At 66.2% G+C, this 16,936-nt stretch carries 18 protein-coding genes; 8 read left to right on the forward strand and 10 right to left on the reverse strand.

Annotated features, from left to right (window positions below; translation table 11 throughout):
* The first annotated feature begins 6 nt into the window (after positions 1-6).
* The 4 genes from ACZ1II_RS18030 to ACZ1II_RS18045 all read left to right on the forward strand — a co-directional run bounded on the left by ACZ1II_RS18030 (position 7) and on the right by ACZ1II_RS18045 (position 2,306).
* Positions 7-651: a class I SAM-dependent methyltransferase gene (locus tag ACZ1II_RS18030; RefSeq protein WP_465144981.1), complete on the forward strand. Its 645-nt coding sequence runs from the start codon at positions 7-9 to the stop codon at positions 649-651.
* 15 nt (positions 652-666) lie between these two features.
* Positions 667-1,644, forward strand: a complete 978-nt coding sequence (locus ACZ1II_RS18035) for a threonine ammonia-lyase (protein WP_465144982.1) — start codon at positions 667-669, stop codon at positions 1,642-1,644.
* A gap of 127 nt (positions 1,645-1,771) precedes the next feature.
* Positions 1,772-2,002 carry a hypothetical protein gene (locus ACZ1II_RS18040; protein ID WP_465144983.1) on the forward strand — a complete coding sequence of 77 codons (231 nt, stop codon included), beginning with the start codon at positions 1,772-1,774 and terminating at the stop codon, positions 2,000-2,002.
* A 40-nt stretch (positions 2,003-2,042) separates the two neighbouring features.
* Entirely contained in the window at positions 2,043-2,306 is a 264-nt protein-coding gene (locus ACZ1II_RS18045) for a hypothetical protein (RefSeq protein WP_465144984.1), read from the forward strand.
* A 7-nt stretch (positions 2,307-2,313) separates the two neighbouring features.
* On the opposite strand, the gene ACZ1II_RS18050 is transcribed toward ACZ1II_RS18045, so the two are convergent.
* From ACZ1II_RS18050 to ACZ1II_RS18060, 3 genes are read right to left on the reverse strand one after another with little or no spacing between them, the layout of a single operon-like run.
* Positions 2,314-3,585: a class I SAM-dependent RNA methyltransferase gene (locus tag ACZ1II_RS18050; protein WP_465144985.1), complete on the reverse strand. Its 1,272-nt coding sequence runs from the start codon at positions 3,583-3,585 to the stop codon at positions 2,314-2,316.
* Positions 3,582-4,994 carry an NAD(P)H-hydrate epimerase gene (locus tag ACZ1II_RS18055; protein WP_465144986.1) on the reverse strand — a complete coding sequence of 471 codons (1,413 nt, stop codon included), beginning with the start codon at positions 4,992-4,994 and terminating at the stop codon, positions 3,582-3,584. Before ACZ1II_RS18055 ends, ACZ1II_RS18050 begins: the two co-directional genes overlap by 4 nt.
* Positions 4,966-5,343: a hypothetical protein gene (locus ACZ1II_RS18060; RefSeq protein ID WP_465144987.1), complete on the reverse strand. Its 378-nt coding sequence runs from the start codon at positions 5,341-5,343 to the stop codon at positions 4,966-4,968. The genes ACZ1II_RS18055 and ACZ1II_RS18060 overlap by 29 nt, the downstream gene beginning before the upstream one ends.
* Before the next feature lie 129 nt (positions 5,344-5,472).
* Between ACZ1II_RS18060 and ACZ1II_RS18065 the strand changes: the two genes are divergently transcribed.
* The gene (locus ACZ1II_RS18065; RefSeq protein WP_147215545.1) at positions 5,473-5,748 is read left to right on the forward strand and encodes a hypothetical protein; all 276 of its coding nucleotides are present in this window, start codon (positions 5,473-5,475) and stop codon (positions 5,746-5,748) included.
* A gap of 118 nt (positions 5,749-5,866) precedes the next feature.
* Here the strand turns inward: ACZ1II_RS18065 and ilvD are convergent, their stop codons facing one another.
* The 5 genes from ilvD to ACZ1II_RS18090 all read right to left on the reverse strand — a co-directional run bounded on the left by ilvD (position 5,867) and on the right by ACZ1II_RS18090 (position 11,975).
* On the reverse strand, positions 5,867-7,723 hold the full coding sequence (ilvD, locus tag ACZ1II_RS18070) for a dihydroxy-acid dehydratase (RefSeq protein WP_465144988.1): 1,857 nt from the start codon (positions 7,721-7,723) through the stop codon (positions 5,867-5,869).
* 148 nt (positions 7,724-7,871) lie between these two features.
* Positions 7,872-8,438 carry a DUF805 domain-containing protein gene (locus ACZ1II_RS18075; RefSeq protein ID WP_465144989.1) on the reverse strand — a complete coding sequence of 189 codons (567 nt, stop codon included), beginning with the start codon at positions 8,436-8,438 and terminating at the stop codon, positions 7,872-7,874.
* Positions 8,439-8,503: 65 nt separating this feature from the next.
* Entirely contained in the window at positions 8,504-9,226 is a 723-nt protein-coding gene (locus ACZ1II_RS18080) for an N-formylglutamate amidohydrolase (protein ID WP_465144990.1), read from the reverse strand.
* Positions 9,223-10,047, reverse strand: a complete 825-nt coding sequence (locus ACZ1II_RS18085) for a 4-(cytidine 5'-diphospho)-2-C-methyl-D-erythritol kinase (protein WP_465144991.1) — start codon at positions 10,045-10,047, stop codon at positions 9,223-9,225. Before ACZ1II_RS18085 ends, ACZ1II_RS18080 begins: the two co-directional genes overlap by 4 nt.
* Before the next feature lie 278 nt (positions 10,048-10,325).
* A complete protein-coding gene (locus ACZ1II_RS18090; RefSeq protein WP_465147331.1) occupies positions 10,326-11,975 on the reverse strand; it encodes an electron transfer flavoprotein-ubiquinone oxidoreductase in 1,650 nt (549 codons plus the stop codon).
* A 92-nt stretch (positions 11,976-12,067) separates the two neighbouring features.
* Between ACZ1II_RS18090 and ACZ1II_RS18095 the strand changes: the two genes are divergently transcribed.
* The 3 genes from ACZ1II_RS18095 to moaB all read left to right on the forward strand — a co-directional run bounded on the left by ACZ1II_RS18095 (position 12,068) and on the right by moaB (position 15,243).
* Positions 12,068-12,841 carry a uracil-DNA glycosylase family protein gene (locus ACZ1II_RS18095; protein ID WP_465144992.1) on the forward strand — a complete coding sequence of 258 codons (774 nt, stop codon included), beginning with the start codon at positions 12,068-12,070 and terminating at the stop codon, positions 12,839-12,841.
* A 67-nt stretch (positions 12,842-12,908) separates the two neighbouring features.
* Entirely contained in the window at positions 12,909-14,726 is a 1,818-nt protein-coding gene (locus ACZ1II_RS18100) for a lytic transglycosylase domain-containing protein (RefSeq protein ID WP_465144993.1), read from the forward strand.
* Positions 14,716-15,243, forward strand: coding sequence for a molybdenum cofactor biosynthesis protein B (moaB, locus tag ACZ1II_RS18105; RefSeq protein WP_465144994.1), 528 nt, complete (start codon positions 14,716-14,718; stop codon positions 15,241-15,243). Before ACZ1II_RS18100 ends, moaB begins: the two co-directional genes overlap by 11 nt.
* 1 nt (position 15,244) lies before the next feature.
* On the opposite strand, the gene ACZ1II_RS18110 is transcribed toward moaB, so the two are convergent.
* Positions 15,245-16,087 carry an arylamine N-acetyltransferase family protein gene (locus tag ACZ1II_RS18110; protein WP_465144995.1) on the reverse strand — a complete coding sequence of 281 codons (843 nt, stop codon included), beginning with the start codon at positions 16,085-16,087 and terminating at the stop codon, positions 15,245-15,247.
* A 136-nt stretch (positions 16,088-16,223) separates the two neighbouring features.
* Positions 16,224-16,862, reverse strand: a complete 639-nt coding sequence (gene thiE / locus ACZ1II_RS18115; RefSeq protein ID WP_465144996.1) for a thiamine phosphate synthase — start codon at positions 16,860-16,862, stop codon at positions 16,224-16,226.
* Positions 16,863-16,936: the final 74 nt, after the last annotated feature.

Below are 16,936 nucleotides of genomic sequence, written 5' to 3' on the forward strand. Positions count from 1 at the left end.
GCTGCCATGACCGGCACCGCCCTCTCGCAGGATCACGCCGCGCTGATGGACAGGGTCTATCGCGGCCAGCGCCACATCTACGACTTCACCCGCAAGTACTACCTGTTCGGCCGCGACCGCCTGATCCGCGAACTGGACGCAGCGCCGGGCATGAGCGTGCTGGAAGTGGGCTGCGGCACCGGGCGCAATCTCGAACTGATCGCGAGGGCCTGGTCGCAAGTGCAGTGCCACGGCTTCGACATCTCCAGCGAGATGCTCAAGAGCGCAGGTGCCCGGCTCGGCCCGCAGGCCCGGCTCGCACTGGGCGATGCCACCCGTTTCGATGCGAACGCGCTGTTCGGCCGCGCGGGTTTCGACCGGGTCATGCTGTCCTACACGCTCTCGATGATACCGGACTGGCAGGCCGCGCTGGAGCAGGCCGCCTCTGCGCTGGCGCCGAACGGTGTGCTCCATGCTGTCGACTTTGGCGATCTCGCCGGGTTCCCCTCACCCTTGCGCAAGGGTCTCAGGGCATGGCTGACGAAGTTCCATGTCAGTCCCCGTCTCGACCTGCCGATGGTCGCGGCGCGGCTCGCCGGAGAGAAATCCCTCCGGATCGCGGTGAAGCGTGGCCCGATGGGCTATTACCAGTTGGTGCAGCTCTCCCGATAGGGTTATGCCGGGGCCATGACTCAGGCCCTCCTCCACCGTCCGACCGCGCAAGGCGTTGCGCTAGCTGCCCGCAAAGTCTCGGAAATCCTGCCAAGGACCCCGCTGCTGCCGCTGGATGTGGACGGCCGCACGATCTGGTGCAAGGCAGAAAGCCTCCAGCCGGTCGGCGCCTTCAAGATTCGCGGCGCCTGGCACCGCATGACCGCGCTGACCGAAGCGGAACGCGCATGCGGCGTCGTCGGCGTGTCGAGCGGCAACCATGCGCAGGGCGTCGCCTGGGCCGCCCGCAAGTTGGGCATCAAGGCCGCGATCGTGATGCCGGTCGATGCTCCGGAAGTGAAACTCACCAATACCCGCGCCCTCGGCGCCGAAGTCGTCCTCTACGACCGTCCCGGCGGCGAGGACCGCGAGGAAGTCGCAAACCGTCTCTGCGAGGCACGCGGCGCCACACTCGTCCATGCCTATGGCGATCCCTGGATCATCGAAGGCCAAGGCTCTGCAGGTCTCGAAATCGCCGAGCAGATGGCCGAACAGGGCCTGGCCTCGCCCGACCTGATCCTTGCCCCATGCGGCGGCGGCGGACTGACTGCCGGTCTTGCCCTCGCCCTGCCCGAGGCGCGGATCATCCCGGTGGAACCCGAAGGCTGGGACGATGTCTGCCGCAGCCTGGAAACCGGCGAAATCCAGCGCATCGGCCCCGATGCGCCACCGACGCCCTGCGATGCGCTCCAGACACCCGGCACCTGGCCGATCAACTTCGAGATTCTCAAGGCCCGCTGCCCCTTCGGCCTCGCCGTCACCCCCGCCGAGGTGCGCGCGGCCCAGCGCCTCGCTTTCGCAAAACTGCGACTCGTCGTCGAACCGGGCGGCGCGGCGGCGCTGGCGGCAGTGCTGGCGGGCAAAGTCGAGCCGACCGACCGGACGGCGGTGATCCTGTCCGGCGGGAATACCGACGCGCAGGCCTTTGCCAAAGTGCTGCAAACACAGGACTGACGCGGGACGGCGATCCTGCCGGACCTGTCGCATAGCGGTACGAATCCCCTGAAAGTAAATCTGGACGCCCCTACGCCCGGTGCATTATTCTTGCGCCCAGAAGACAGGATACTTTCGGGAGACAGTCGTGATCGTTCACCGCGAGTCACATTCCATCACCGCCACGCGCTGGGCGTTTGTCGCACTCGAAACCCTGCTCGTGCTCGTCACGCTCGCCGCGCTGACGAACAACCTGCTGGACGCCGACTGGGGACTGAGCTGGTCCACCTTCTTCGTCGGCGTCATCGGCAGCACCTGGGCACTGGTGATTTACCAGTTGATCGCCGCACACATGTCGCGGAACGAAAGCGACTCCTGACCCCCTTCGCGGCAAGGCTACACGCTGCTAGAGCGCGTTCATGGATTTGGACGACCAGCTTCGCCGCTATTTCGGCACCGACGATTTCGCAACCATCGCCCCTGCCGCGCTTGAGGCCGGTATCGAACGGATGCGCGTCGATTTCGGCATGCAGAAGGACCCAGCCCGGCGTTTCGCGCTGTGGTCCCTGCTCTATATGTTCGGCGCCTCGCCCGATCTGGATGTTGCCTTCGACAACGAGGACGATCGCAATGCCGCGCGGGATTTCATGGACATGATGTCCAAGGCGCAGGAAAGCGACTGAGGTCTCCTCAGCCGCGCTCGAAATAGCTCGCCAGTTCGACGTGGGTGGACCAGCGGAACTGTCCCACCGGGCGCAGTTCCACCAGTCGGAAGCCCGCCTCGATCAGCCGCGCCGCATCGCGCGACCAGCTGGACGGGTTGCACGAGATATAGACCACCCGGCCCACGGTGGAATCGGCGATGCACTCCACCTGCTCGCGCGCACCGGCACGCGGCGGATCGAGCACCACGGCCTCGAACTTGCTGAGTTCGTCGGGCTGGAGCGGATTGCGGAACAAGTCGCGGTGGGCGGAGAAGACCGGCAATTGCGCGCGGTCCGCGCCCGCCTTGCAGGACAGATGCGCGTCACGCGCCGCTTCGGCGGCCAAGACCCTCGTCTGCGGCCCGGCGAGCGCCAGCGCAAAAGTACCGAGACCGGAGAACAGGTCCGCCACGGTCGCCGCGCCCTGCAGCCAGGTCTTCGTCGCATCGACGAGCGCCTGCTCGCCATCGACGGTCGCCTGAAGGAACGAACCCGGCGGTAGCGGCACCTTGACGCCGCCAAGCGTTACCGTAACCGGCACCGGCTCCCACACGGTCTCGAAACCGTAGCCGCCGTCCATGGTCAGACGTGCGAGCTTATGTTCGCGCGAGAAATCGAGCATCGCCTCAGTTGCGGCAAGCCCTTCCGCGGTCAGGCCCTTAACCCCAAGATCGACGCCCTGATCGGTCAGCGTCATCTCGATATCGGCGGCCATGCGGGTCTGCTGGTGCTTGCTCGGCTTGCCGTGGCGGCCTTTCTTCGCCGGCGCCGCCTTGCCCATCATGATGAGCAGCTTGCGCAGCGGACCCAGCACCGCGAACAGTTCCGGCGCCATGACCGGGCATTCTTCCAATTCGACCAGCCGGTGCGACTTCGCCTCGCGGAAGCCGATCACCACGCGCCCGCCCGAGCTTTCCGCGCGCAGCGATACGCGGCGGCGTGCGCCCGGCGGCGAAAGGTGCGGCGGCGCGATCTTTTCCGCGCCCAGTTCCTGCGAGGCCGAGGCATTGGCAACGCGGCCCTCGACGAAATCGGCAAGCATCTCATCGCTCAGCTGCTGCAGCTGGCAGCCGCCGCAGCGGCCGAAATGGGTGCAGACCGGCTGGATATGGTTCGGTCCCCATTCCAGGGTGCCGTCTTCATGCAGCAGGTCGCCCGGAGCAGCGCCCCAGGCGAAGCGGCCGGATGCGGTTACGCCATCGCCTTTGGCGGCGATGCGCAGAATCTCTTCGGGGTTTTCTTCGGTTCCAGTAGTCACAGGCAGGCCGCTAGCGCAGCCGGGACCATTTGTCCAAGCTGACCGGCAGTAAAGGCGGGCGGAGAACGCCGCGCGGCCTCTCCATGCAGCCAGACGCCCTCGCAAGCCGCCGCGAATCCCTCCACTCCAGCAGCAAGGCGACTGGCGATGCAGCCTGCCAGCACGTCGCCCGTCCCCGCCGTCGAAAGCCACGAGGTCGCACGCGGAGCACAGGCGAGACGGCCATCCGGCGCGGCAATCACCGTGTCCGGTCCCTTGGCGACCACGACCATGCCGCTCGCCTCTGCCAAAGCCAGTGCACGGGCCGGTTTGCTGCCGCTGCCGTCGAGATCGAAGGCTCGTTCCAGCGCCATCAGTTCACCCTCGTGCGGGGTTGCCACGGTCGCCGCCGAACGCTCCGCCAAAGCGCGCGGCGCCAGCAGGATCAGTGCATCGGCATCGACCACCACCGGCACCGGATCGGCCAAAGCCACCGCCAGCCGCTCCCGCGCGGCGGCATCTCGGCCAAGCCCCGGCCCGACCAGAACCGCCGTGTTGCGATCGTCGCTCAGCACATCGGTCAAGGCACCCTGATTAACCACAAGATCGGCGGGCACGTTGCGCTTGCTGTCGGCAAAAAGCTTCACATAACCCGCCCCTGCCCCCTGCGCCGCAAGGCTAGCCAGCACCGCCGCGCCGGGCATCGCCCCGCCGACCACTGCCAGCAGCCCACGCCGATACTTGTGCGCATCCGCCCCCGGCGCCCCGATCCGGGGTTTGGCGACCGAAACAGCCGCTCCCTCGATCGAGGCAACGCCGATCGGAACCTGCCGCAGCGAGCCCATCATGGCCGTCGCGGGCATCAGGAAATGCGCGAACTTCCACGCGCCGAGCGCCAGCGTCGCATCGTAATCGGGCAGCCCCTGATTGAGCAGCATGCCGGTGTCCGACTGCACGCCGCTCGGCAAATCGAGCGCGATGCGGTGGTGATGCGCCTTTGCCAGCCGCGACAGAAGCGCGAAATCCGCCGCCGACAACGGGCGAGTGAGACCACTGCCATAGAGGCAATCGACGAAGACATCGCCATGCACGTCCGCATCCGCGCCCAGCACTGTGCCGTGGTAGCGCGCGCGCGCATCGCGGGCGGCCTCCGTCTTCGGATCGAGCGACGCAACCACCGTCACCTGCCCGCCGCGTTCGCGAATGGCCTCGGCGATCACATAGCCGTCGCCGCCATTGTTGCCGGGGCCGCAAAGCACGGTGACGGAGCGCCCTGCCGAAACCCGCCAGACCCATTCCGCTGCGCCCAGCCCGGCGATCCGCATCAAGGCCTCCACCGATGAGCCCGCTGCAATCAGCGCCTCTTCGGCAGCGCGCATCTGCGCGACGGTCAGGATCTGGTCATTTTGCGGCAGCAGCCTGTGGGGCATGGGATTTCCTCGTGGCCGGGAACAGGTAACGGTCGGCCCCGACCGAAACGTCGAGTTTGCCGCCTTCCAGCCTTGTTACCGCCACTTGCGCCCCATCGGCAACCTCAAGCCCGCGCCCGTCGCTGACCACGGCGAAGCGGCGAAAGCCGCCATCGGGGTGGCGGACCAGCAGCATGAGACCATCCGGTCCTTCGTGCCGTTCGACCGCGCAGATAGGTTTGAGTTCGCCGGAACCGGAGACCGCGCAAGGAATATGCTCGTCCCCCTCCGCCACTTTCGGCGCTTCTTGCTTCGACGAGCAGGCGGCAAGTGCGAGAATAAGGGCTATAGCAGTGAGCGGGCGTGCCATGGACCTTGGCTACAAGGACTTTCCCACCCGCAGCAAGGGTCCGTCTGGCTCAGGCCGAAAATGGGACACTTACGCAAGCCACCGTGCGGTGTTACGCTGCCCTATAATCTGTCGAGGGAGAGCATAACGATGCCGCTGATAGAACGCGCCGCCCGTGCCCTGGCGAAGGCCGAACACGGAACCGACGACTGGAATGCCCTTACCCCACAAGATCGCGAGCAATTCAAGGAAACCGCGCGGGAAGTCGTAAAGGCCCTGCGCGTTCCGACGCCGGGCATGTGCCTTGCCGGTGAGCATCTGCTCAAGAAGGATCGCGGCCTGTCCGTCAACATCAGCGACGTTCACGACGCCTGGCAGAACATGGTCGACGAAGCCGTCCGATTAGCCCCCGTCAGCGACGGCTAACCCGGCCGCAGGCCCTTCAACAAGCCAGCAAGTGTTGCGCCCACCGATAGGCCGGGCGCAACGAAGACAGTAATGGGGTGCAGGGGTATTAACCCCTGCTCTTACCCTTTTCTGAACCTTACTTCCGCTTGAGCTGCGTCACATCCCGCACCGCGCCCTTGGCCGCGCTGGTGGTCATCGCCGCATAGGCCTGAAGCGCCGCCGAAACCTTGCGCGGACGCGGATGGACCGGCGACCAGGCATCGGCGCCGCGCGCTTCCTGCTGGGCGCGGCGGTGGGCCAGCACTTCGTCCGAAACCATCAGGTTGATGGTGCGACCGGGGATATCGATCTCGATCGTATCGCCGTTCTCGACAAGCCCGATGGCGCCGCCCTCGGCCGCTTCCGGCGAGGCGTGGCCGATCGAGAGGCCGGAGGTACCGCCCGAGAAACGACCGTCGGTCAGCAGCGCGCAGGCTTTGCCGAGCCCCTTCGACTTCAGGTAGCTGGTTGGGTAGAGCATTTCCTGCATGCCCGGCCCGCCACGCGGTCCTTCGTAGCGGATGACCACGACGTCACCCGCGCCGACCTGCCCGCCGAGAATGCCCGCAACGGCAGCGTCCTGCGATTCGTAGACGCGCGCGGTGCCGGTGAACTTCAGGATGGAATCGTCCACGCCCGCCGTCTTCACGATGCAGCCGTCCAGCGCGATATTGCCGTAGAGCACCGCGAGGCCACCGTCCTGGCTGAAGGCATGCTCCTTGCTGCGGATGACACCGTTCTCGCGGTCGAGATCGAGTTCTTCCCAGCGGCGCGACTGGCTGAAGGCGGTCTGCGTCGGCACGCCGCCCGGTGCGGCCTTGAAGAATTCCTGCACCGAGGGCGCATTGGTGCGCGAGATGTCCCAGTGGTTCAGCGCATCGCCCAGCGTGCGCGCATGGACGGTCGGCAGATCGGTGTGCAGCAGGCCCGCACGGTCGAGCTGGCCGAGGATCGCCATGATCCCGCCAGCGCGGTGAACGTCTTCCATGTGGACGTCGTTCTTCGCGGGCGCGACCTTGGAGAGGCACGGAACCTTGCGGCTGAGGCGGTCGATATCCTCCATCGTGAAGTCCACGCCCGCTTCGACAGCGGCAGCCAGCAGGTGGAGCACGGTGTTGGTCGAACCGCCCATGGCGATATCGAGGCTCATGGCGTTCTCGAACGCGCCGAAGCTGGCGATAGCGCGCGGCAGGACGCTCTCGTCTTCCTGTTCGTAATAGCGACGGCAGAGATCGACCGCGAGGCGGCCTGCTTCGAGGAACAGGCGCTGGCGGTCGGAGTGCGTCGCCAGGGTCGAGCCGTTGCCCGGCAACGAGAGGCCCAGCGCTTCGGTCAGGCAGTTCATCGAGTTGGCGGTGAACATGCCCGAGCACGACCCGCAAGTCGGGCAGGCCGAACGCTCGATCGCCTTCACTTCCTCGTCGGTGTAGCTCTCGTCGGCGGCGGCGACCATGGCGTCGACCAGATCGAGCGCCTGCTCCTTGCCGCGCAGCACCACCTTGCCCGCTTCCATCGGCCCGCCAGATACGAAGACCACCGGGATGTTGATGCGCAGCGCGGCCATCAGCATGCCCGGCGTGATCTTATCGCAGTTGGAGATGCAGACCATGGCATCGGCGCAGTGGGCGTTGACCATGTATTCCACGCTGTCCGCGATCAGGTCGCGGCTGGGCAGCGAATAGAGCATGCCGTCGTGGCCCATGGCGATGCCGTCATCGACCGCGATGGTGTTGAATTCCTTGGCAACGCCGCCCGCCGCCTCGATCTCGCGCGCGACCATCTGGCCGAGGTCCTTGAGATGGACGTGGCCGGGCACGAACTGCGTGAACGAGTTCACCACGGCGATGATCGGCTTGCCGAAGTCCGCGTCCTTCATGCCCGTCGCGCGCCAGAGGCCACGCGCGCCCGCCATGTTGCGGCCGTGGGTGGAAGTGCGGGAACGATAGGCGGGCATTGTGCGAACTCCGGGATTGGTCATGGGCACGGTGCTCTGGGCGCGCCGTGTCGATCATTGATATGGGGCGCCCCTACGCCATGTGCATGGCTTTTGCGAGGCATAAAATTTCTCGAAATGCGCTTTTTGCTTTTATGATCGTGCGCGGTCAGCTTTGCGGCACGGGACCGTAGCGGTTCGCATCCGTCTTTCCGGAGCGGGCGAGCAGCAGCACCAGCACGCCGAGCGCGCCGAGGTAACAGAAGTTGTTGAGGAACAGCAGCCCGAACAGGCGCGTGTCGAAGGCGGGATCGGCGAAGAGCACCGGCATCCGCGCGAAGCCGAAGAACAGGAACGGCAGCGGCAGCAGCCCCCAGGCGCCGGAGCGCCCGGTATCGTGAAGGCGCCGCACCACGGCGGCGGCAATCAGCACGATCAGCAGGGCCATCACGCCCTCCATCGCCGTGAGGAACGGCGCGATGTCCGGCATCAGTTCGGGATGATAGCCCTGGATCTCGATCTCGTAATGCCCCGGGCCGGAGGAGATCGTCGCCTGTTCCGGGTGCTCCAGCGCGAACTGGCGCATCTTCGCCATCGAGGCGAGCACCATCGGCATCGCGGTGGCAAAACCGCCGATCATCGCGATCCCCGCGACCACTGCCGCCCATGGCCAGAACTGCGCGCGGGTCTCCCGGCCGGAGAATTTCGCCAGCCGCACAAGATGATAGCCGATCATGTTGCCCCCTGATCCATCGCCGCGAGACTATCGCTGCGTGTGGGGAGCCGCAAGACGGGGCGGGATCAGCCGAGCCGGGCGACGACCGCGCTGCAAAGCCGCGTCATGCGCTCAGCCCAGAGCGCCTGCCCTGCCGCATCGGCGATCTGGTCCTGCCGGATCTCGATGCTGAGATAGGGGCGGCCATGGGCCTCGGCATGGCGGTTCATCGAGGCGTTGAGAATGCGGCCGGAGTAAGGCTGCTGGTCGCCCACGGTCAGCCCTTCCGCCTCCAGCAGCGGGATGGCGAGGCGGGCGGCGCGGTCGTCCTCGTTGTAGAGAATGCCGATTTCCCAAGGGCGCGGCTTGTCGCAAGTCGCCAGCCCCGGCGTGAAGCTGTGGAGCGAGACGATCAGCGCGGGCGGGCTTTCGGCCAGCAGCTTTTCGAGCGCCGTGTGATAGGGATCGAAATAGGCCTCGACCCGCGCCGCGCGGCCTTCGTCGCCGATGCGGTTGCCGGGGATATCGTAGCCGTCCGAGACTTCGGGAAACATGCCGGGCATGCCGATATCCCGGTTGAGATCGCAGACCAGACGGCTGATTCCGGCGAGCCAGGCGGCGGTGCCCGGCGCGATCATCCGCTGCGCCACGGCGGCAACGCCGATGTCGATGGCGATGTGCTGGTTCATCAGCTCGGCCGGGATGCCGAGGTCGATGCCCTCGGGCACATGGTTCGAGGCATGGTCGGCGATGACGAGGATGCCGCCTTCGGTAGGCGTGCCGAGCAGGCTGTAGGGTTCGTTTTTCAACGCAGTTTCCCGGAGAGTTGCCACCAGTCGGGGTGTTCCGCCGCAATCCTTGCCGCGGCATGGCTTAAGGCTTCCTGACTTTCGTAGAGCGCAAAGCACGTCGCGCCGGAGCCGGACATGCGGGCGAGGAAAGGCGCGGTCTCGCCCAGCGCGGCGAGGACATCGGCGATCACCGGGCAGATGGCGATGGCGGGACCTTCCAGATCGTTGCGGCCCGCCAGAGCGATCTCGCGCAGGCTTCCCTCCGGCATGGGGCCGCGATCCTGCCCGTCCCAGGCCTTGAACACCGGCCCGGTGGGCACCGGCGCGCGTGGGTTGACCAGCAGGACCGGACAATGTTCGAGGTCGTTCTCCGCGACTTCGGCAAGCTCGGTGCCGGTGCCGGTGCCGATACAAGGCCGCGAGAGCACGCAGGCGGGCACGTCGGCGCCGAGCCTTGCCGCGCGTTCGTGCCAGTCATCGGGGAGTCCGTGGGCGCGCTCGACCATGCGGAACACCGCCCCGGCATCGGCAGAACCGCCGCCCAGCCCCGCCGCCACCGGCAGGCGCTTTTCGAGATCGACCGACCAGCCCCCATCTCGGCCCACGCCATGGGGCAACGCGGTCAGCGCCTTGGCAACGATATTGCCGAAGGGGTCGTCGATCTTCCCTGCGAATTCGCCGTGGGTGGTGAGACGGTCCTGCTCGGCGGGAGTCGCGGTCAGTTCGTCCCCGGAATCGACGAAGGCGAACAGGGTTTCCAGCTCATGGTAGCCGTCCTCTCGCCGTCTGCGGACATGAAGCGCGAGGTTGATCTTGGCGTAGGCGGTTTCGGAAATCATCGCTCCGTCCATGGCGCGACGCGGACGCAGAGGCAAGGTGCGCCTTGTTTCGCAGCTTCCCACATCTCACCACAAGCCCCGTCATCCTGAACTTGTTTCAGGATCCATCGGGCCGTTTGCGCCGAAGCGTCGTTTCACCAACGGCACCCGCAGCGAGCTACCTACAGCACCGCCCGCGCTGAGCGATGGACCCTGAAACGAGTTCAGGGTGACGAGGGAAATTGCGCGAGGGTCGGGACGGCGCAAAAAAGGGGAGAGCATCGCCCTCCCCTGATCCATCACATATTCGGATAGTTTGGCCCGCCGCCGCCTTCCGGCGTGACCCATTCGATGTTCTGGGTCGGGTCCTTGATGTCGCAGGTCTTGCAGTGGACGCAGTTCTGGGCGTTGATCTGGAGCTTCATGCCCGAACCGTCCGGATCGACGAATTCGTAGACCCCCGCCGGGCAATAACGCGCCTCAGGTCCGGCATAGAGCGGCAGGTTGATCGCGGTCGGAACCGTGGGATCCTTGAGCTGCAGATGGACCGGCTGGTCTTCCTCATGGTTGGTGAACGAATAGGACACGCTGGTCAGGCGGTCGAAACTGATGACGCCGTCGGGCTTGGGATAGGCGATCGGCTTGTAGAGATCCGCGCGCTGGAGCGTCGAGGCATCGGTGTGATGCTTCATCGGCTTGGCAAGGCCGAAGCCGAACAGCGAGCGCAGCCACATGTCGGCGCCAGCCAGCACCGTACCGATCTCGCCGCCCCACTTGGCGACCATCGGCTCGGCGTTCTGGACGAGCTTCAGCTCCTTGGCGATCCAGCTTTCGCGCACGGCGCTATCGTATTCGCCGAGCGTATCCTGCTCGCGGCCCGCCTTGATCGCGGCGGCGATCGCTTCGGCGGCCAGCATGCCGCTCTTCATCGCGGTATGGGTGCCCTTGATGCGCGGTACGTTGACGAAGCCCGCCGAGCAGCCCGCCAGCACGCCGCCGGGGAAGGCCAGCATCGGCACCGACTGCCAGCCGCCTTCGTTGATCGCGCGCGCGCCATAGGCGACGCGCTTGCCGCCTTCGAGAATCGCGCGGATCTCCGGATGCTGCTTCCAGCGCTGGAATTCCTCGAAGGGATAGACGTAGGGATTCTTGTAATCGAGCGCGGTCACGAAGCCCAAGGCCACCTGATTGTTCGCCTGGTGGTAGAGGAAGCCGCCGCCCCAGGAGTCGCTCTCGCTCATCGGCCAACCCTGGGTGTGAATCACCCGGCCGGGGACGTGCTTGTCCGCCGGGATGTCCCAGAGCTCCTTGATGCCGATACCGTAGATCTGCGGCTGGCAATCGGCCTCCAGATCGTACTTCGCCTTGAGCCGCTTGGTGAGATGGCCGCGCGCGCCTTCGCAGAACACGGTGTACTTGCCCAGCAGGTTCATGCCCGGCTGGAAATCGCCCTTGGGGTTGCCCTCGCGGTCGACGCCCATGTCGCCGGTCTGGACGCCGATGACGGCGCCCGCCTCGTCATAGAGAATCTCCGCAGCCGGGAAGCCGGGGAAGATCTCGATCTCCAAGGCCTCGGCCTGCTCGGCCAGCCAGCGGCAGAGGTTGCCCAGCGAGCCCGTGTAGTTGCCGTCGTTCGACATGAACGGCGGCATCACCAGATGCGGCAGGGAGAACTTCTTCTTCTTCGTGAGGTGCCAGTGCCAGTTGTCGGTCACCGGGGTCTCGGCCAGCGGGCAGCCGTCCTCGCGCCAACTAGGCAACAGTTCGTCGAGCGCCTTGGGATCGATCGTCGCGCCCGAAAGAATGTGCGCGCCGATCTCCGACCCCTTTTCGAGCACGCAGACCGAAAGCTCGGGATCGACCTGCTTCAGCCGGATTGCCGTCGCCAGTCCCGCAGGGCCTCCCCCCACGATGACGACGTCATACGGCATCTCTTCGCGTTCAATCATTGCGTCCACTGAGCAGGCCCCTAATTTAGTCGCTCGATTAATTTTCTCGAATTGCCTTGATTGGTGGAAGCCGAGAGGTCAAGACCCAGCCGATGGATCAGGCCCCAAATCGGCAATTTCTGGACGATATCACAGGTGCGCTCGGCTGGTGGCGCGAAGCCGGGGTCGATTTCGACTTCCTGGACGAGCCCCGCCAGTGGATTGTGCCCGAGGAAGAGCAGGACGAAAACGGCGAGCGTCTGCCGCCGCGTCGCCGCCCGCCGGTGGAGGAAAATGCGCCTCCGCCGATGCCGACGCGCATCGACCCTGCGCTGCTGCCCGCCGACCTTCCCGCCTTCCGCGACTGGTGGATGCGCGAATCGCTGCTCGACGACGGCGGCCCCGCCGGGCGCATCGCGCCGCGCGGCGAAGCAGGCGCAAAGCTCATGATCGTGGTCGAGACTCCCGAGCCTCAGGACCGCGAAGACCTGCTGACCGGCCCGCAGGGCAAGCTGCTGGATGCGATGCTCGCCGCCTTCGGCACCCGGCGCGAGGACATCTATCTCGCCAGCGCCCTGCCGCGCCACGATCCGCTGCCGGACTGGCGGGCGGCGGAGACTCGCGGAGTCGGCGATGCGCTCGCCCGCCACGTTAACCTTGTGGCACCGCAGCGACTCATCGTGCTCGGCGGAAACGTCCTGTCGCTCGTCGGCCACGAATTGCCGCAACGCGCTGCCGTTTTAAGACAATTTCAGCATGAAGGAAGGGTTATACCGCTTCTGGCCGGGTGGGGACTCGCCGCGCTGCTGCAACAACCGCGCGCGAAGGCGAGCTTCTGGAACGCCTGGCTGGAGTGGATGCAGTCTAGAACTGACACCAGAAATTAACCTTGCCGGAGGCTTCGGCGTTCTGAAAGAACGTGGTCCCCGGCAAATCGGTCGCACGATGCGGGGAATGAATTTGAAACGATCCGGCAGGGAGAGAATCCGCAAGGAAGCAGGTCGCGTAAGCGCCGCCCTTGCCGTTCTCGCCGTTCTATCCGCCGCAGGCGCAAGCCCGGCTTTCGCCAACAGCGCCGCCGTGGAATATTTCCGCACGCGCGCCGACAACACGGCGGTCCCCTCGCTCCTCAGCCAGGACGACCGCGCCTACTACAAGCAGGCGTTCGACGCGGTCGATTCGAAGGACTGGTCCACCGTGCAGCGCATGCTGGCGGATCGTCCGGACGGTCCGCTGCACCAGCAGCTACGTGCGGCCTATTACCTCGCCTCGGGCTCGCCCAAGATCGAACTGCCCGCGCTGGAATCGTGGCTCGCACAGGGCACGGACCTGCCCGGCGCCGACCAGATCAGCCGCCTCGCGCTGAAGCGCGGCGCGGCCAGCGTGCCCTCGCTGCCGTCCGAACAGCAGTTCGCCCGCCTGCCGACGATGGTGAAGCGCGTGCGGCCTTCCTCGATCAACGACGGCACGATGCCGGCGATGATCGCGAATGGCATCAACGATCGCATCAAGGCCGATGACCCCACCGGCGCGCGGGTGCTGCTTGACGGGATCGACGCCGGTCTCAGCCCGTCAACGCAGGCGGAATGGCGCCAGAAGGTAGCCTGGAGCTTCTATATTGAAAATCAGGACGCGCAGGCCTACCAGCTTGCGCAGCTGGCCGCGATGGGCACCGGCCCCTGGGTCGGCGAAGCCTGGTGGACCGCGGGCCTCGCCGCCTGGCGCCTTGGCGACTGCGACGGCGCCGCAGATGCTTTCGACAAGACCGCCAAGTCCTCGGAAAACGCCGAACTGACCAGCGCCGCGCATTACTGGCGCAGCCGCGCACTGATCCGCTGCCGCAAGCCCGAGCAGGCCTCGGCCGCGCTGCGTCTCGCCGCCGCGCGGGACGAAACGCTCTACGGCATGCTGGCCGCCGAACAGCTGGGCATGAAGCTGCCCGAACAGCACGCCGCCGCCGACTTCACCCAGAACGACTGGCAGCTGCTGCGCGGCAATGAGAACATCCGCACCGCCGTGGAACTGTCGGAGATCGGCAAGGACAGCCTGGCCGACGAAGTTCTGCGCCACCAGGCCCGTATCGGCACGCCTGCACAGTACGCCTCGATCACGCGCCTCGCCCGCGATCTCGGCCTGCCCTCGACCCAGCTCTGGATGGCCTACAATGCGCCCTTCGGCGGCAAGCCCGAACCTGCAAGCCGCTTCCCGACGCCGAAATGGACCCCGGTGGGCGGTTGGAAAGTCGATCCGGCGCTGGTCTATGCCCATGCCCTTCAGGAATCGATCTTCCAGACCGGCGTGGTCAGCCCGGCGGGTGCACGGGGCCTGATGCAGATCATGCCCGCCGCCGCGCGCGACCATGCAGATTCGCTCGGCTACAACGGCAATGCGTCCGATCTCAACAAGCCCGAAGTGAACCTCGCCTTCGGCCAGCGTCATCTGGAAACGCTGCGCAGCGATCCGGGTACGCAAGGCCTGCTGCCCAAGGTCATGGCCGCCTACAATGCGGGGCCGCTGCCGGTGCGCCGCTGGAATACCGAAGTGAACTGCCAGGGCGATCCGCTGCTGTGGATCGAATCGCTGCCGTACTGGGAAACGCGTGGCTATGTGAACATAGTGATGCGCAACTACTGGATGTACGAGCGGCAGGCAGGCGGTCAGTCGGAAAGCCGGATGGCGCTCGTGCAGGACATGTGGCCGACCTTCCCCGGACTCTCCGGTTCGCAGGCCGTTCGCATGTCCGCGAACGGAGCTATCCTGCGTGGCCATTGATACCGAGCGTACTTTCAAGCCTATCCAGATTGCCGTCCTGACCGTCTCGGACACCCGAGGCCCCGAAAACGACACCTCGGGCGATATTCTCGCCCAGCGCGTCGTCGATGCCGGACACGCGCTGGTCGATCGGGCGATCGAGAAGGACGACGCCGAGGTGATCGCCGCGCGGCTGAACGCCTGGATCGACGATCCCAATGTGGACGCGATCGTCTCCACCGGCGGCACTGGCCTGACCGGCCGCGACGTCACCCCGGAAGCGATCGACCGGGTGAAGGAGCGCGATATTCCGGGCTTCGGCGAACTGTTCCGCTGGCTCTCCTACAAGAGCATCGGCACTTCGACCGTCCAATCCCGCGCCTGCGCCGCCGTCTCGCGCGGCACTTATATCTTCGCCCTGCCCGGCTCGAACGGCGCAGTGAAGGATGGCTGGGACGGCATTCTCGCCGAGCAGCTCGACAGCCGCAACCGCCCCTGCAACTTCGTGGAACTGATGCCGAGGCTGCGGGAGAAGTAATTCAGCGGAAGATCGGCAGGCTGGCTGCTTCGGCCTCGCTCAGCGCGATGCCGAACAGCTCGCCCAGCAGACGGGCATATTCGGCGGAATTTTCCACCTGCCGCACCTCGCTGGCGCCGTTCCGGCTGAGCGTGAACTGACGGTCGCTCAGCGAGGCGAAGCCGCCATCCAAGACCACACTAGCAACGCAGACTGTCGTGAAGCGCGTGGCCGGGCGGGTCGAAGTCCAGTGGTTGCTCAGTTCCAGATCGTCCTGCGCCACATCGGCAAGGTCGAAGACGTATTGCGGCTGCCAGTCGCCATGCGGCGCCGCGCGGCCATCGGTGGCGCCGACGGGTCCCGCCCGCTCCAATCGCCATTCGCCGCCCAGCGAACCACGCTCGCCGCTGCGCAGGAGGCGGTGCCAGGCGCCGTCGCCGGTCTGGACTTGCGCGCCGTCTTCCAGCGGCAGCGGCGGAACGTAGGAGCCGCCGAACCCGGCATCGGCAATCCACGCCTCGCCGCCGAGATTGACCAGCAGCAGCGTATGGATGCGCGGCGGCACCACGCCTTCGCCCAGCCCCAGCAGCACCCGCGCCAGCAAGGGCCGGTTGACCAGCCCCAGGGCGGAAAGGACATCGGAAAACAGCCGGTTCTGCTCGAAGCAATAGCCCCCGCGTCCGCGCGTCACGAGCTTGTCGAACACGCTCTCGCTGTCGATGCGGATGCCCTCGCCGAGCAGGATCGCGAGGTTTTCGAAGCCGATGGAGCGGCGGTGTGCCTGCTGGAGGCTGGCCAACCCTTCGGGGGAAAGCGCGGGGGCGTCGAAAAGGCCGATGCGGGCAAAGTAGCGAGCGAGATCCATGCCCCGTCTCTGCATCCCGCGCGGCGTGGGGGCAAGCTTGGGGATAAGCTGTTCAGAAGCAGGGGATGGAGAGTGGAAAGTGTGTGGAGGGTCGGGGGAAATCCTGTGGACTACCCCCGGATGCTCCTTCCGGCGGTCAGCCCTGAACGGCCGCCATCGCTTCGTGGAAGGCCTTGATCGCCGCCACTTCGTCGCCGTTCCAGACGGCGCCCGAAACCGCGAGGAAGTCCGCGCCCGCCGCGACCAGCTCTCCGCAGTTTTCCGGGGTGATCCCGCCGATGGCGACGCAGGGAATCTCGAAGATTCCCTGCCACCATGTCAGCAGGTCCACGCCCGCCATGTGCTTCACCTGCTTGGTGGTCGTCGGGAAGAAGGCGCCGAAGGCCACGTAGTCGGCCCCCGCCTCACCCGCGTCCATCGCCATGTGGCGGCTGTCATGGCAGGTCACGCCGATCTGCGCATCGCGGCCGAGGGCATTGCGGGCTTCCTCGACGGTGCCGTCATCCTGACCGATATGCACGCCATCGGCGCCGAGGCGCTTGGCGAGGCTGATCGAATCGTTGACGATGAAAGCCACGTCGCGGTCGCCGCAGATCTTCTGCAGAGGCTCGGCAAGGCGCGCGGCTTCGTGCTGGTCGAGGTCCTTGACCCGGAACTGGAACGCCGCGACCGGCCCCGCGTCGAGGGCACGCGCCAGGCGTTCGGGAAACCCGCCGGCCACTTCCAGCGGCGAGATCAGGTAGAGCTGCGTCGGTTCGCGTTCGATATCGTCCATGGCTGCGGCACTAGCCTGTCCCTCGGCGGAGGAAAAGGCTTCGTCATTCGCGTAAAGGCGATAGTTAGGACAAG

This window comes from Novosphingobium sp. BL-S-20 (assembly GCF_055521635.1).

Bases quoted from the DNA above. Each gene is read 5' to 3' on its own strand.
- ACZ1II_RS18030 (WP_465144981.1), top strand. From the start codon at position 7: ATGACCGGCACCGCCCTCTCGCAGGATCACGCCGCGCTGATGGACAGG.
- ACZ1II_RS18035 (WP_465144982.1), top strand. From the start codon at position 667: ATGACTCAGGCCCTCCTCCACCGTCCGACCGCGCAAGGCGTTGCGCTA.
- ACZ1II_RS18045 (WP_465144984.1), top strand. From the start codon at position 2,043: ATGGATTTGGACGACCAGCTTCGCCGCTATTTCGGCACCGACGATTTC.
- ACZ1II_RS18055 (WP_465144986.1), bottom strand. From the start codon at position 4,994: ATGCCCCACAGGCTGCTGCCGCAAAATGACCAGATCCTGACCGTCGCG.
- ACZ1II_RS18060 (WP_465144987.1), bottom strand. From the start codon at position 5,343: ATGGCACGCCCGCTCACTGCTATAGCCCTTATTCTCGCACTTGCCGCC.
- ACZ1II_RS18065 (WP_147215545.1), top strand. From the start codon at position 5,473: ATGCCGCTGATAGAACGCGCCGCCCGTGCCCTGGCGAAGGCCGAACAC.
- ilvD (WP_465144988.1), bottom strand. From the start codon at position 7,723: ATGCCCGCCTATCGTTCCCGCACTTCCACCCACGGCCGCAACATGGCG.
- ACZ1II_RS18075 (WP_465144989.1), bottom strand. From the start codon at position 8,438: ATGATCGGCTATCATCTTGTGCGGCTGGCGAAATTCTCCGGCCGGGAG.
- ACZ1II_RS18085 (WP_465144991.1), bottom strand. From the start codon at position 10,047: ATGATTTCCGAAACCGCCTACGCCAAGATCAACCTCGCGCTTCATGTC.
- ACZ1II_RS18090 (WP_465147331.1), bottom strand. From the start codon at position 11,975: ATGATTGAACGCGAAGAGATGCCGTATGACGTCGTCATCGTGGGGGGA.
- ACZ1II_RS18095 (WP_465144992.1), top strand. From the start codon at position 12,068: ATGGATCAGGCCCCAAATCGGCAATTTCTGGACGATATCACAGGTGCG.
- ACZ1II_RS18100 (WP_465144993.1), top strand. From the start codon at position 12,909: ATGAATTTGAAACGATCCGGCAGGGAGAGAATCCGCAAGGAAGCAGGT.
- ACZ1II_RS18110 (WP_465144995.1), bottom strand. From the start codon at position 16,087: ATGGATCTCGCTCGCTACTTTGCCCGCATCGGCCTTTTCGACGCCCCC.
- thiE (WP_465144996.1), bottom strand. From the start codon at position 16,862: ATGGACGATATCGAACGCGAACCGACGCAGCTCTACCTGATCTCGCCG.